General features: G+C 35.0%; 10 protein-coding genes. 2 read left to right on the top strand and 8 right to left on the bottom strand.

Going from position 1 to position 14,817, the window contains the following annotated elements:
• Positions 1–113: 113 nt before the first annotated feature.
• The 6 genes from MK115_RS08225 to rpsT all read right to left on the bottom strand — a co-directional run bounded on the left by MK115_RS08225 (position 114) and on the right by rpsT (position 11,035).
• Positions 114–266 (bottom strand): CAB/ELIP/HLIP family chlorophyll-binding protein, encoded by a 153-nt coding sequence (locus tag MK115_RS08225; protein WP_011863593.1) that lies wholly within the window; start codon positions 264–266, stop codon positions 114–116.
• 55 nt (positions 267–321) lie between these two features.
• The gene (locus MK115_RS08220) at positions 322–4,422 is read right to left on the bottom strand and encodes a DNA-directed RNA polymerase subunit beta' (RefSeq protein ID WP_287610713.1); all 4,101 of its coding nucleotides are present in this window, start codon (positions 4,420–4,422) and stop codon (positions 322–324) included.
• 34 nt (positions 4,423–4,456) lie between these two features.
• Positions 4,457–6,361: a DNA-directed RNA polymerase subunit gamma gene (locus tag MK115_RS08215; RefSeq protein WP_287610712.1), complete on the bottom strand. Its 1,905-nt coding sequence runs from the start codon at positions 6,359–6,361 to the stop codon at positions 4,457–4,459.
• A gap of 38 nt (positions 6,362–6,399) precedes the next feature.
• Complete coding sequence (rpoB, locus tag MK115_RS08210) at positions 6,400–9,693, bottom strand: DNA-directed RNA polymerase subunit beta (RefSeq protein ID WP_287610711.1); 3,294 nt, start codon at positions 9,691–9,693, stop codon at positions 6,400–6,402.
• Positions 9,694–9,914: 221 nt separating this feature from the next.
• Entirely contained in the window at positions 9,915–10,724 is an 810-nt protein-coding gene (locus MK115_RS08205) for a TatD family hydrolase (protein WP_287610709.1), read from the bottom strand.
• 17 nt (positions 10,725–10,741) lie between these two features.
• The gene (gene rpsT / locus MK115_RS08200; protein WP_079331156.1) at positions 10,742–11,035 is read right to left on the bottom strand and encodes a 30S ribosomal protein S20; all 294 of its coding nucleotides are present in this window, start codon (positions 11,033–11,035) and stop codon (positions 10,742–10,744) included.
• 120 nt (positions 11,036–11,155) lie between these two features.
• Here rpsT and hisD point away from each other — a divergent pair, with 120 nt between their 5' ends.
• Positions 11,156–12,442: a histidinol dehydrogenase gene (hisD, locus tag MK115_RS08195; RefSeq protein WP_287610708.1), complete on the top strand. Its 1,287-nt coding sequence runs from the start codon at positions 11,156–11,158 to the stop codon at positions 12,440–12,442.
• On the opposite strand, the gene rpiA is transcribed toward hisD, so the two are convergent.
• Positions 12,439–13,134, bottom strand: a complete 696-nt coding sequence (gene rpiA, locus MK115_RS08190; protein ID WP_287610714.1) for a ribose-5-phosphate isomerase RpiA — start codon at positions 13,132–13,134, stop codon at positions 12,439–12,441. The two genes, hisD and rpiA, sit on opposite strands and share 4 nt — an antisense overlap.
• A 65-nt stretch (positions 13,135–13,199) precedes the next feature.
• Positions 13,200–14,330 carry a trypsin-like peptidase domain-containing protein gene (locus MK115_RS08185; RefSeq protein WP_287610707.1) on the bottom strand — a complete coding sequence of 377 codons (1,131 nt, stop codon included), beginning with the start codon at positions 14,328–14,330 and terminating at the stop codon, positions 13,200–13,202.
• Positions 14,331–14,489: 159 nt separating this feature from the next.
• On the opposite strand from MK115_RS08185, the gene rimP reads away from it, so the two are divergent.
• Positions 14,490–14,817, top strand: a 328-nt coding sequence (gene rimP, locus MK115_RS08180) for a ribosome maturation factor RimP (RefSeq protein WP_287610706.1), incomplete at its 3' end; no start/stop codon positions are given.

Genomic DNA, 14,817 nt, shown 5'->3' with positions numbered 1-14,817 from the left:
ATCTGGCGACCTCTGAATGAAGCCTGGCCATAATTTAAAGCTATATTTTCTAAATCATTAATAGAACTTCCAAGAAGATTTTTCAAATTATTTTTTTTACTTCAAAACTGATTTCACCATAACAGCAAACCATGTTTTAAAAAGAATTCTGTAAGAATTAGCGCAATAAATCCAATCATGGCCATTCTTCCATTAAGTCTTTCATTATAAAAATGGAATCCATAACGAGGTAATTTTCTTTTGGGGACAATTTCTGGCTTAATCATCACTTACAAATTTAAAAAACCCATTCTAGTCACTAAAAATAATAATAGATAATATTTATTCATCAGACAGAAGGCCCTCCTCCTGCAATCCCTCCAATGCAGCAGGATCTGGTAATTGATCTTCAGAAAATTGATTTTCAGCATTAGGCCTTGCGAAGGCCGCAAAATTACTCGAAGAAGGATCGATTCCATGTCGATTTCTCGTTGTCTCCAAATCTTCATCACTAGGATCATCAAGTATTGCAGTAGAGCTTACGGCAGGTGATTGTGGCATATCAACTGTATAATCTGGCCTTAAGTTCTGTGCTCTTCTGTAGCCACCAGATTCTTCTGCAAGGATATCAGGATGAGGACCAGCCTCTGAGGATAATTCCTCAACAAAACCGCTAAAACCAGTACCTGCAGGTATTAATCTACCGATAATAACATTTTCTTTTAAACCTCTTAACCAATCAGATTTACCTTCAATTGCAGCTTCTGTAAGAACCCTTGTTGTTTCTTGGAAAGATGCTGCTGAAATAAAGCTATCTGTATTGAGAGAGGCTTTAGTAATACCCAACAAAACAGGAGTAAATTCTGCTGGAGCTCCTCCTGTAATTGCCATTGCTTGGTTTGTATCTTCCACTTGCCTCAACTCTATGAGTTCACCAGGCAAAAGAGTAGTATCCCCAGCATCTTCTATACGGACTTTACTTGTCATCTGTCTAACAATAACTTCAATATGCTTATCATCGATTGCTACACCCTGCGACTTATAAACATTTTGTACCTCACTTACCATACTTCTTTGTAGTTTTGATATAGATTCTCGAGCTGCATCTATAAGAGGTTTTTGATCTTTTAAATCATTGAAATAGCAATCTAATAGTTCATGTGGATTAATTGGACCATCAGTTAAAGATTCTCCACCTTTAACTTGTTGTCCATCACTAACCATTATATTTTTTCCAATTAATAGTTGATATTCATTAACTAAATCATCTTTTTCAATAACTGATAAAGAAACTGATTCTTCATCATTACCTTGTTTAATCTGAACAATTCCAGATTTTTTACATAGAATTGCTGAATCTCTGGGTCTCCTAGCTTCTAATAACTCTTCAATACGAGGTAATCCTTGTACGATATCTCCAGTTTTCTGCCTTTCAAAAACAAGTAAAGCTAAACCATCTCCCCTAAGAACCAAGTCTCCGTCTTTAACATGTAAAACTGAATCAGGAGAAACCATATAAGGCCTACCAAGTCTTAAGGTTACTGAACTATTAGAAATCTCTTCTATTTCTCCACAAGAAGTTGATTTTACAGAATCACTAATAGGATCACCATCAACTACACGATCACCAACTTTAACTACTGCTTTACCACTAATTTTAATTTTAATTTTATCTTCTTCTCTTTCAACAATTAACCTTCTTATTGGCTCATCATCAACAACATTTGGTAATTGAACCAATCCCTTCTCTTTACAAAGAATTTGAGTAGTAGCTATTACATCTCCTGCTTTTACTACTTGGTTATTATTGACTTGCAGTTCTGTATGTGTTGAGCCATGACTGGAGTCAGATATAGTATCTCTTCTTACAAGAATAGACTCCAATATTACTAAATTTAATCTATTGATTGATGCATCATTTTTATCTTCAATCGACTCGACGTCAATAGTCATTTGAGGAGTAGCATCAAAGCTTTCAATACTTAAATGTGTTCTAAGTAATTCAACTCCTTCAACTGATTTTATCAATTCACCATCTTTATAGGTAAGCCTTTGGATAGCTTTTAAGCCTAAATGTGGTCCTTTTTCCTGCTTAACATGTGATAGTTGGGGTAATTCCGCTTGGTCAGGAATAGTAAATTCTTCAACAGTTCTTAATAACAAGCCTCGACATTTAGGTGTTTCTAATTTTTGAACAAATAGAATTTCTTTATTATCAACACCATCTAAAATCTTTTCGCCTGGATTTACAAGATTTCCTTCTTCTGTAAATCTATTCAAAACTTCTTCATCATCACACTCATGAAAAGTTCCATTTCTTACAGTTATTTCACGAAGGATATCATTTTTTTGCGTAACAGTAACAATTCCTGATGTTTGACTAAAAATATCTTTTACAACTTCTGTTCCAGCTTCAATCCATTTCATATCTTCAATCATTAGAAGAGATATATCCTTATTGATTTCATGTGTCTCTTGAGGAATCCAAAGCAATGTCCCTCCTTGACTTACTTCAAAACCATTTTTAGATGATCTTGCTTTTTTGACACTTAATCCCGGTGCATATTTTACTAGACCACCAGTTTTTGTACGGAACCTTTCATCCGTTAAATCTGCTATTACCTCACCATTACTGATTTTACTTCCTGGGGAAATGTTTAAACGATAAGATGTACCATCACTAGATTCCAAATTATATATTTGACCTGAGTGAGTAGATTCTTCAATTAATTTAAAATTAGTTAAAGACATTGAAGTAGTAACAATCTGAACTTCTCTTGAATCTCCTATTGATTCTCTTAATCGAACTTGTCCGCCAAACTCACTTGATTGACTTGCTTCTGCCAAAACAGTTCCTTCATCTACAGATTTTCCAGAGGAGATGACCGGTCTTGCATTAGGTGGCAAGTTATAAACATCTCCAGCTAAAACCCACAATCTGCCTAATCTTTGAGCTTTTAAGGTAATATTACCCTGCCTATCTGTTACCTCCTTTGGTTGAATAACCTTGTCGTACCTAACTTGACCAGCCAAATCACAGATAACATCTTTTGTTGCTTTTTCAACACTCTTTTTCACGGCTCCAGCAGTAATCTGAGCAACAGTTATATCAGAACTAATTTCTTCACCGTCATCTACAAATAAAAGCGATCCACTAGAAACTTCAATTTTTTGAGCTTTGCCAGAATTATTTCCTTGAGGAACTATCTTTAGTATGAAATCAACTTCTGCTTGTTTAGCTTCTACGCCATGTGGAGTTCTATAACCTCTAACCTTTGCTTTTGAACTAAATTCAACTTTACCAGAAATTTTTGATCTTACTACTCCACTTTCAGCAGTTGATACACCTCCAGTATGGAAAGTTCTCATTGTCAATTGAGTTCCTGGCTCACCAATAGATTGAGCAGCAATAATTCCAACTGCCTCACCTAAATCAACCAAATGATTATGAGCCAACGCCCATCCGTAACACCTCCTACAAACAGATCTATTAGCTTCACATGTTAATGGGGATCTTATTTTTACTTCACTAATAGATGCTTTCTCAATTTCTCCTGACAATGCAGGATCTATAGCAGTGTTTTGAGGAACAACAAGGTTTTCTTCAGCATCAAAAATATCCTCAGCGGTAAGCCTACCAAGAAGCCTTGCTCCAAATTTACCATCTTCAGCTTCAACAACTATTGATCGTTCTGTTCCACAATCTTCTTCTCTTACAATTACATCTTGAGCAACATCAACTAATCTTCGAGTCAAATAACCAGAATCTGCAGTTCTTAAGGCAGTATCCACCAAACCTTTCCTTGCTCCATAAGAAGAAATTACATATTCAGTAACAGTGAGTCCTTCTCTAAAATTAGTTCTTATTGGCAGGTCAATGATTTCTCCTTGAGGATTAGCCATCAATCCCCTCATACCAACAAGTTGTCTTACCTGAGACATATTACCCCTTGCTCCTGAATTAGCCATCATCCAAACGGAATTTAGAGGATCATTTTGATTGAAATTATTCTTGACAGCATCTACCAATCTTTCATTAGTTTCAGTCCAGGTATCTATAACTTTTGTGTGCCTTTCAACTTCGGTAATTTCACCAAGTCTATAGCATTCTTCTGTAGCAGATATTTGCTCTTCAGCTTGTCCTATTAAATCTTGTTTAGCTTCAGGAACTTTTAAGTCATCTACTGAGATAGAGACAGCAGCTTGGGTAGCATATTTAAATCCTAAATCCTTTAGATTATCTGCCATGGCTGCAGTTATAGCTGTTCCATGAGTTTTATAAGCCCAAGAGACTAAATTTTTTAAGGCTTTCTTATCAACTACCTTATTTTTAAATGATGGGGGCGTTTTAGCGAGAGCAGGCATTGTAACTGGATTGTTCTTTTTTGAGTTTTTAGTAGTTTTACGTACTCTGGATGTTTTTTTAGATTTAGATGAAGTCATGATTTTTAAATAAATGAAAAATAGTTTTTAAAGATTACGTTTTAGATACAGAATCGATGATGGTATAGTTCATAACTACTCTCCCAACAGTTGTCAGCACAAATCTACTTATTAAATTATTATCAGAGTCAAATCTGTCCCTTCTTAAATTCCAGATTTCTAATCTTGAGCCATCTTCTAGCTCTTGAGTTTTTTGTGGGCTACGCATTTCGTCTTCATCTTCAACTTCTCCATTAAATCTAACCCAAACCCATTCATGCAGGCTGAGTCTTTTATCTTCAAAAGCAAAAATGACATCTTCTAATGAAGCAAAAGTAGTCTTATTATCTCCGAATTCTGGTTTTTGATAATTCGGTTGCAAAGCCGTCAGATAATAAGATCCTAAAACCATATCTTGTGATGGAGTCACAATTGGTTCCCCAGTAGCAGGAGAAAGAATATTATTACTAGCCAACATAAGCATGCGTGCTTCAGTTTGTGCCTCTAAAGCTAAAGGAACATGAACTGCCATTTGATCTCCATCAAAGTCAGCATTGAATGCAGGACAAACTAAAGGATGAAGTTGTATTGCTCTACCTCCAACTAATTTCGGTTCAAAAGCTTGAATTCCTAAACGATGCAGCGTAGGGGCTCTATTTAAGAGAATTGGATGACCTTCAATAACTTCCTGAAGTACCTGCATAACTTCGTCATCAGCTTTTTGTATTAATTTTTTTGCAGCTTTAATATTATTTACAATATTTTGTCGTATTAATCTATGAATTACGAAAGGTTGAAAGAGCTCTATCGCCATTTCTTTTGGGAGACCACACTGATGCATTTTTAATTTAGGACCCACAACTATTACAGATCTTCCTGAATAGTCAACACGCTTTCCAAGAAGATTCTGTCTAAATCTTCCTTGTTTTCCCTCAATTATGTCACTTAGGGACTTAAGAGCTCTATTATTTGCTCCAACAACAGTCCTTCCTCTCCTTCCATTATCTATAAGGGCATCAACTGCCTCCTGAAGCATTCTTTTTTCATTTCTTACTATAATTTCAGGAGCTAAAATTTCTTGAAGCCTAGCTAGTCTATTATTTCTATTTATAACTCTTCTATATAAGTCATTTAAATCTGAAGTTGCAAATCTTCCCCCATCAAGCTGAACCATAGGTCTAAGATCAGGAGGTATAACTGGGATTGCATCTAAAACCATCCATTCTGGTTTTGCATTAGTTGCAATGAAATTATCAATAACTCTTATCCTTTTTATAAGTTTTGCCCTCTTTTGCCCTTTGCTATTAGTAATTTCTTCTCTAAGCTCCTCAGCAACCTGATTTAAATCAAGGTCCTCAAGTAATTGCTTCAGTGCCTCAGCACCAATTCCAACAAAAGGTTCATTTTCTATAGTTGAATCTTCAGCATAAATTTCATCTTCAATTTCCAGCCACTCATCCTCAGTGAGTAATTGCTTATATTTAAGTTCTTTATGATCACCTGGATCTAAAACGACATAACAATTAAAATAAACTATTTGTTCTACATCCCTAAGCGGAATATCCAAAAGTATTGCAACGTAACTAGGGATTCCTTTCAAATACCAAACATGGGAAACTGGCGCAGCAAGTTTTATATAGCCCATCCTATGTCTTCTGACTCTACTTTCAGTTACTTCAACCCCACATCTCTCACAAACAATGCCGCGATGTCTTACCCTTTTGTACTTTCCACAATGGCATTCCCAATCTTTAGATGGCCCAAAAATCTTTTCACAAAACAATCCATCCATTTCTGGTTTAAGTGTCCTGTAATTGATAGTTTCAGGTTTAGTAACTTCACCAACTACTTGTCCATTGGGCAATGTCCTCTGACCCCAATCCATTATTCTTTGTGGAGAAGCTATTGAAATTTTGACGTAATCAAAGTGATTTTCAGTTCTTAAGTTGCTGTTTGTCATTTTTGGCGAATTTAAATTAAAAGGTTTTAATTGAGTATTTAATCTTCCTCATATTCAGAGGTTCCGAGTGATTCGTAAGTCGGCCTTGATGGAGTATTTCTTCTCGGATTGATATCTTGCATTAAATCTACCTCTTTTCCTTCATCTGTATAAACCCCTATATCCAAACCTAGAGATTGTAATTCCCTCATAAGAACTTTAAATGACTCAGGAGTACCAGGCCTTGGGATCGGTTTACCTTTTACGATCGCATTAAGCGCTTCATTTCTTCCTTGCATATCATCAGATTTAACTGTTAACAATTCTTGAAGAGTATAAGCGGCTCCATAAGCTTCAAGAGCCCATACTTCCATTTCTCCAAGCCTTTGTCCACCTTGCTGAGCTTTACCACCCAATGGTTGCTGTGTAACCAAAGAGTAAGGACCAGTAGATCTAGCATGAATTTTATCATCCACCAAATGAACTAATTTGAGGAAGTGAGAGTATCCGACAGCAACTGGCTGATCGAAGGGTTCCCCTGTTCTACCATCTTTAAGTAATAACTTTCCAGGATCTTCAGGATTGTAAACCCATGCTTTACCTGGCTGTTTTGAAGCTTCCTCTAAAAATGCTTGAACAGTTTGATGTGATTTTTCAGCTCCATACATTTCATCAAATGGAACAACTTTAACCCGGCAATTTAAGTTGGAGGCTGCCCAGCCCATCAATAATTCAAAAACTTGACCTACATTCATCCTACTTGGAACTCCTAAAGGATTAAGAACTATGTCCACAGGGGTTCCATCAGGTAAATAAGGCATATCTTCTCTTGGTAAGATTCTGCTAATAATTCCTTTATTTCCATGCCTCCCAGCCATTTTGTCACCTACTTGAATTTTCCTTCTCTGAGCCACATAAACTCTAACAACCATGTTGGCTCCTGGAGGTAATTCATCACCTTGTTCTCTAGTATAAATGCGAACATCCAAAACCCTTCCCTTTTCAGTTTTAGGTACCCTGAGGGAATTATCTCTCACATCTCGAGCCTTTTCACCGAAAATAGCTCTTAACAGTTTTTCTTCAGGTGGTTGGTCTGATTCCCCTTTTGGAGTCACTTTTCCTACAAGAATATCTCCACTCTCGACAAAAGCACCAATCCTAATAATTCCCATCTCATCAAGATTATTCAAGCTTTCTTCCGAGATATTAGGAATCTCTCTTGTGATTTCTTCAGGTCCTAGCTTCGTTTGTCTTGCTTCAATTTCATATTTTTCAATATGTACTGAAGTATATAAATCATCAGTTACCATCCTCTCGCTCACAAGTATTGCATCTTCGTAGTTGTATCCCTCCCATGGCATGTAAGCAATTAAAACGTTTTGGCCAAGGGCTATTTCGCCTCCTTCACATGCGGAGCCATCTGCTAAAACCTGCCCAGATATAACTTTATCTCCAATTTTCACTATAGGTCTTTGGTTGAGGCAGGTATCTTGATTTGATCTTTGATATTTCTGAAGATAGTGAAAATGTTCATTACCATGCTCATCTTTAACGACAATCTCATTAGCGTCTACATAAGATACAGTTCCATTAACTTTTGTTATGGGAACCATTCCCGAATCTCTAGCAACTTGAGATTCTAAACCTGTACCAACTAAAGGACGTTCTGGCCTTAGCAATGGAACGGCTTGGCGTTGCATATTTGATCCCATGAGAGCTCTATTAGCATCATCATGTTCCAAGAAAGGAATAAGTGAAGTAGCAACTGAAATTACCTGAACCGGAGAAAGCTGAACGTAATCAACTTGATGAGGAGGGACTTTTTCAAAATCCTGTCTATATCTTACTGGTATTAGATTTGCAATTATATTGCCGTCCTTGTCAGTCGCGACGTCTCCTGGAGCCACCCTACACTCATCTTCTAAATCAGCAGAAAGATAAACAGGATTACCTTCTTTATTAACTTTACCGTTATTAACTTCCCAAAAAGGTGTTTCAATAAAACCATACTCATTAACTCTTGCATGGGTAGCTAAAGAATTTATAAGTCCTGCATTAGGACCTTCAGGAGTCTCGATAGGACATAATCTTCCATAATGTGAAGGGTGAATATCTCTTACCGCAAAGCCTGCTCTTTCTCGAGTTAAACCTCCTGGACCTAATGCTGAGATTCTTCTCTTGTGTGTTAATTCAGCTAGAGGATTAGTTTGATCCATGAACTGACTTAATTGACTGGAGCCAAAAAATTCCTTTATAGCAGCAACCAAAGGTTTGGGATTGACTAGTTGAGCGGGAGTTAAAGAATCTGTTTCTCCTACAGTCATTCTTTCTTTGATAATTCTCTCTAAACGATTAAGTCCAACCCGAACTTGATTTTGAAGAAGTTCTCCTACAGATCTAACCCTTCGATTACCAAGGTGGTCAATATCATCCAAACTAGCGCCGCCAATATCCAATTCTAGGTTAATTAAATAATCAATGGTAGAAAGAACATCTTCATGGGTAAGTGTTCTCACATCGTCTGGTACGGTAAGTCTCAATTTTTTATTTATTTTATATCTACCAACTCGGCCTAAATCATATCTTTTGGGATCAAAAAATCTACTATGTAATAGCTGTTGTCCACCAGAAACGGAGGGTGGTTCACCAGGACGTAGCTTCTTGTATAGCTCAAGTAATGCCTGATCTTCTGAATTTATACCCTCGTCATTAGCTGACTCAATTGAGTTTTGATAAAACTCGGGATGCCTAAGTTTATCGACCACATCATTATCTGAAAGACCCATCGCTCTCATAAGAACATGAGCATTAATTTTTCTAGTTTTATCAACTCTCACATAAAGTAAATTATTTTTGTCAGTCTCGAATTTTAACCATGCACCTCTATTAGGGATAACGCTAGCGTTGTAAGTTCTTCGACCATTTTTATCCAGTTCATCTTTGAAATATACTCCAGGACTTCGAACAATTTGATTAACAATAACTCTTTCGGCACCATTAATAATGAAAGTTCCTCTTTCAGTCATTAATGGTAGTTCGCCAATAAATACTTCTTGTTCTTTAATTTCCCCTGTCTCTTTATTAATTAACCTGCAAGTTACATACATTTGAGATGCAAATGTAGCATCTCTTCTTTTGGCTTCCTCAACATCATGTCTAGGTCTTTTTAACCTGTACTCTTCACCGATAAAATGTAATTCTAATTTACCTGTGTAATCAGAAATGGGGGAAAAATTTTGTAATTCTTCTATTAAACCCTTTTCCAAAAACCATTTAAAGCTTGCTCTTTGTACTTCAACTAAATCTGGTAGATAAGTAGCTGTTTTTGCTACCTGTAAAGCGCTACTGCTCATCCAAGAAAACCTGCGATTTTGTGAGATTTACTATTTACTTTTAATTTACTCAATAATTGGTCCTCTAACTTTTCACGCAAAATGAGATCAACAAATATATCTCGATTTCAACAAAAAAACAATCTAATAAAGAATAATCAAATTTTGTTTAATGCTGATAAATCATTAACTGTGTAAGTTAAAGTCAAAAAATTAAGAAAAATTTCCAGTAATTCCTAATACTAACAGCTGCTACGTCTACTTAACAAGTCAAATTTAAACAAATCTTCAGCATTCTTATATGACTCTCTAGCAATTGTGGTTAATTCAGTAGATCTTAAATCTGCCATAAAATTGGCAACATTTTCAACAAATGCAGGTTCATTTCTTTTACCCCTATGAGGGACAGGAGCTAAAAATGGTGAGTCAGTTTCAATTAAGTATTTATCATTTGGGACTATTTTGGCACACTCATGAATTTCATGTGCTTTTGGGAAGGTAACTATACCGCTAAAACTGATGTAAAATCCAAGATTCAAGAATTGCTTCATTTCTTTTGGTGTTCCTGTCCAACAATGAAGTACACCATCAGGACATTTTCCTTTTTTAGAGAGATCACTACATATCTCAATCATTTCATTTGCAGCATCTCTGCAATGGATAATTACGGGCAATTGAAGTTCATAAGCTAACTCCATTTGCGGAATAAGTGCTTCAATCTGCTGAGTTTTATTTTCATTTTTAAAAAAATCCAAGCCTAATTCCCCAATAGCTACAACTCGTCTATCTTCTAGAGCTGATTTTCTTAAAAGAGATTTTGAACTTTGTTCCCATTTTTTTGCTTCTAGCGGATGCAAACCAACTGAATAGTAAATTTCATTAAATTCATGGGATATTTTTTTCAACTTTGGAATTTCTGTTAATTCACAACAAGCATGAACTAATTTTTTTACACCTCTTGAACGCAATCTTAAAACAACATCTTCAAGATCTTTCTCAAAATTTTCAAATATTAAATGACAGTGCGAGTCTATGAGTTCTATATCGCTCATAATTATGATCTGTCTTTTTACTTAGTGGTAAGAGTAGTTTTTACAAAATTGTTGATTTTCGATTTTTTATTAGCACCGTTGTTCTTGTGAAGAACATTTTTTTTAACTGCTTTATCAATTAAGCTAAAAGCTTTATTAAGACTTGTTTTCACTAAATTTTTATTATCCTCATTAGGGTTTTTTTTATATTTTTCGCAGTTCTCTAAGGTTTTTTTGGTTAAAGTCCTAACAGTAGATTTATATGACTTATTTATTAAACGATTTCTTTCGGCAATTTGTATTCTCTTTTTTGCTGATTTGTTGTTGGCCACAGAGGGTGCATAAATAGAAGATTCCTATCATAACAAATAAATCGTCTACTAATCAATCATATATAATTTAGAAGATATTAAATTGGGTTTTGAGCCTTTCTATTTGAAAAAATTAAGCAAATGAAGATCATAAATAATAAAAAAGAAGCTATTGAAGAATTAAAAAGGATTTCTACTCGAACTAATTCAGAAAACAATAATAAGATAAATAGAATTGTTGAAGAAATTATCCAAGAGGTAAAAATTTCTGGAGATATAGCGGTAGAAAAATATACAAAAAAATTTGATGGTTTCGACCCTGACCCTATGCAAGTGAGTGCGGATCAAATAAAAAATGCATGGGATGAAATCGATAACAATTTGAAGCGCTCACTTGTGGTAGCTCATGAAAGAATTCAAAAATTCCATGAAAAAGAAATTCCTCAATCTTTCACTATAAAAGGTGAATATGGTGATATAGTCCAAAGAAGATGGAGACCAGTTAAAAATGCAGGTATTTATATTCCTGGAGGTAGAGCTGCTTATCCAAGTACAGTATTGATGAATGCAATACCTGCAAAAGTAGCAGGAGTAGAAGAAATTATAATGGTATCTCCTGGGAATAAAGAAGGGGAAATAAACAAAACTGTTTTAGCTGCAGCTCACTTATCAGGGATCAATAAAGTATTTAGAATTGGAGGAGCTCAAGCAATTGGTGCTTTAGCATTTGGCACAAATCAAATCAATAAAGTTGATGTTATTTCAGGTCCAGGGAATATATATGTTACAACTGCGAAAAAACTCATTTATGGCTCTACAGGGATTGATTCTTTAGCTGGTCCAAGTGAAATATTAATCATTGCAGATGAAACAGCTCAAAGCACTCATATAGCATCTGATCTACTAGCGCAAGCAGAACATGATCCTTTAGCTTCATCAATACTTCTAACTACATCAAAGAACCAGGCAAAAGAAGTTTTAGAAGAACTTTATAAAAAAATAGATGATCATCCAAGAAAAGAAATTTGCATGCAATCAATAAAAAATTGGGGTTTAATTGTGATTTGCGAGAATTATGAATCATGTGTTGAACTAAGCAATAACTTTGCCCCTGAACACCTAGAAATTCTTACTATAGATTCAAAAAAAATTCTTGCAGGTATAGAGAATGCAGGAGCGATATTTTTAGGAAAATGGACCCCAGAAGCTGTTGGAGATTATCTTGCTGGACCAAATCATACTTTACCCACATCAGGAAATTCTAGATTTAGCGGTTCTTTAGGGGTTGAAACTTTTATGAAAAATACTTCAATAATAGAATTTAATGAAGAAAGTTTAAAAGTTAATAGCCTTGATATTATTAATCTTGCTAAAAGTGAGGGCTTACATAGCCACGCTAACTCTGTAGAAATAAGATTTGAAGATTAGCTAGCTCTTGAGGGTGAGTAAACCATCGGAATGTTATCTTCAATTTTACCAACTAATACTTTGTCTGTAAGATCAACGAATAATCCATTTTCTAATACTCCTGGAATATTATTAATCTTCATTTCAATGTCTTTTGGATTCTTAATACCATCATTAAATAATACATCTAGGATGAGGTTGCCTTGGTCAGTAACAACTGGGCCAGCTTTTTTAGTAGCCATTCTTAAAGAAGAACTGCCATTCATTTCTGAAATGACTTCCTGAACTTGCTTCCAAGCATTTGGAAGAACTTCTACAGGTAAAGGGAAAGATTGATTTAGATTTTGTACAAGTTTAGTTTCATCAACAACAATCAACAATTGATTAGCTTTAGATGCCACTAACTTTTCTCTAACATGGCATGCTCCTCCTCCTTTTATTAATTGAAATCCTGGATCAACTTCATCTGCTCCATCAATAGCTAAATCAATTTGAGATACAGAAGCTAAATCGATAAGCGGGATATCCAGTTCAAGCGCTAAAACTTCTGATTGAAAAGAAGTTGCAACACCTCTTATATTTTGGAGTTTCCCAGAACGCATTTCATCCGCAAGGCTTTTTATCATTAACGCAGCTGTAGATCCAGAACCTAATCCAAGAATCATGTCACTCTTTACTTCCCTTATTGCTGCATCAGCAACTACTTGTTTCATTTGAGTTTGTGAATCCAAAATCTTTTTCTCTAATTGTTATAGATTATTAAATTTCAATGGGTGCTTTATGTCAAACCTGGAAGAGGTTCTGGTTTGATATTTATCTGTATCTCTTTATTATCTCTCAAAATATTTAAAAGAAATACTTTTCCTATCTGAGCTTTTTCTACTTCATCTAGTAAAGTTTTAGGCTCATTTATAGAGATATTTTCGGCTGCTATTACTAAATCGCCTCTTCTTAAACCAGCTTTTTCAGCGGGGCTATTAGGTATTACTGATTGAATTAGAGCTCCATTTCTTTCGGGTAATTGAACTAAAGAATTGGGATCTCGATTATGTTCTTTAGCAATTCTAGGATTTAAAGAAATTAATTGTACCCCTAAATATGGATGAATAACTTCCCCATTTTTGAGTAGCTGATCAGAAACACTTTTAGCTAGATTGATGGGAATCGCAAAACCTAAACCAGCTCCAGGGCCACTTCTTACTAATGTATTAATTCCTATTACCTCACCATTGGAATTTATGAGTGGTCCCCCAGAATTTCCTGGATTTATTGCCGCATCAGTCTGAATAAGATCCAGCCTTTTATCTGAAAATCCTAAACTATTAATATCTCTATGCAGGCTGCTTACAATCCCTAAGGTAACTGTTTTTTCAAGACCATAGGGAGTACCAAGAGCTATTGCCCAATCCCCAACTTCAAGATCTTCAGAATTTCCAAGTGGAGCAAAACCAGAATAAGCATCTTCATCAATTTTTACTAAAGCAAGATCAGTTACTGTATCTGTGCCCAAAACTTCACCATCACAAATAGATCCATCTGCCAAAGTAACTGAAACATTATCGACTCTTTCTACGACATGAGCGTTTGTAAGAACCAAACCATTCTCATTAATGATCACTCCAGAACCTTGTCCTCTCTCCCTTTCAGGAGTAATTCCTTGCTCACCAAGTAAATCCCTTAATAAAGGGTCAAGTAAAGTAGGATCAAATTGTTGCCTCTCTACCAATCGCTCAGTATCAATTTTTACAACTGCAGGGCCAATATTTTTAACTGCGGATGATACGAAATTATGACTTTCAAAAGAAGTTAAAGCTAAAACTTCAGCATTTTGAAAGAAATTGAGTATGCAAAAACAAATAATAATGAATATTTGGATTAAATTAATAAATTTAATCTTGAGATACTTCATTTAATTAATAGTTTTTGAGTTTATTTGATAAATCTAATTGAAGAAAAAGATTATTGTTGTTTTTTTGTTTACATCCATAAAATGCAAATTTTTAAATTTTTCTATAGAAAAAACTTCTTAATGTGTGAAAATAAATTTTAAATAAATTTATAAATAAATTTGAATAAAGAAAACAAAAGTAAACTAGAAGCTTTATTAGAAAAAGTTGCTAATCAGCGGGATTTAGAAATCTGCGGTTTAAATATACAAACTAATCAAAATCCAATTGTTATTGAAATAACTATACGAAAAACTAATGGGGATGACATTTCCTTAGATGATTGTGCGCTATTTAATACCCCAGCATCTGACGAAATAGAAAAATCAAATCTTTTAAATTGTTCATATGTGTTAGAAATTAGTAGTCAAGGGGTCAGTGATGAATTAACCTCAGAAAGAGACTTCAAAACTTTTAAGGGTTTTCCAGTTAATGTTGAGTTAAACCAAA

Origin of the sequence: Prochlorococcus sp. ALOHA_ZT_50 (assembly GCF_022447305.1) — a bacterium.
Lineage (GTDB): Bacteria > Cyanobacteriota > Cyanobacteriia > PCC-6307 > Cyanobiaceae > Prochlorococcus_A.
The sequence above is the reverse complement of the archived record's forward strand: the minus strand, read 5'-3'. Positions and strand labels throughout refer to the sequence as shown.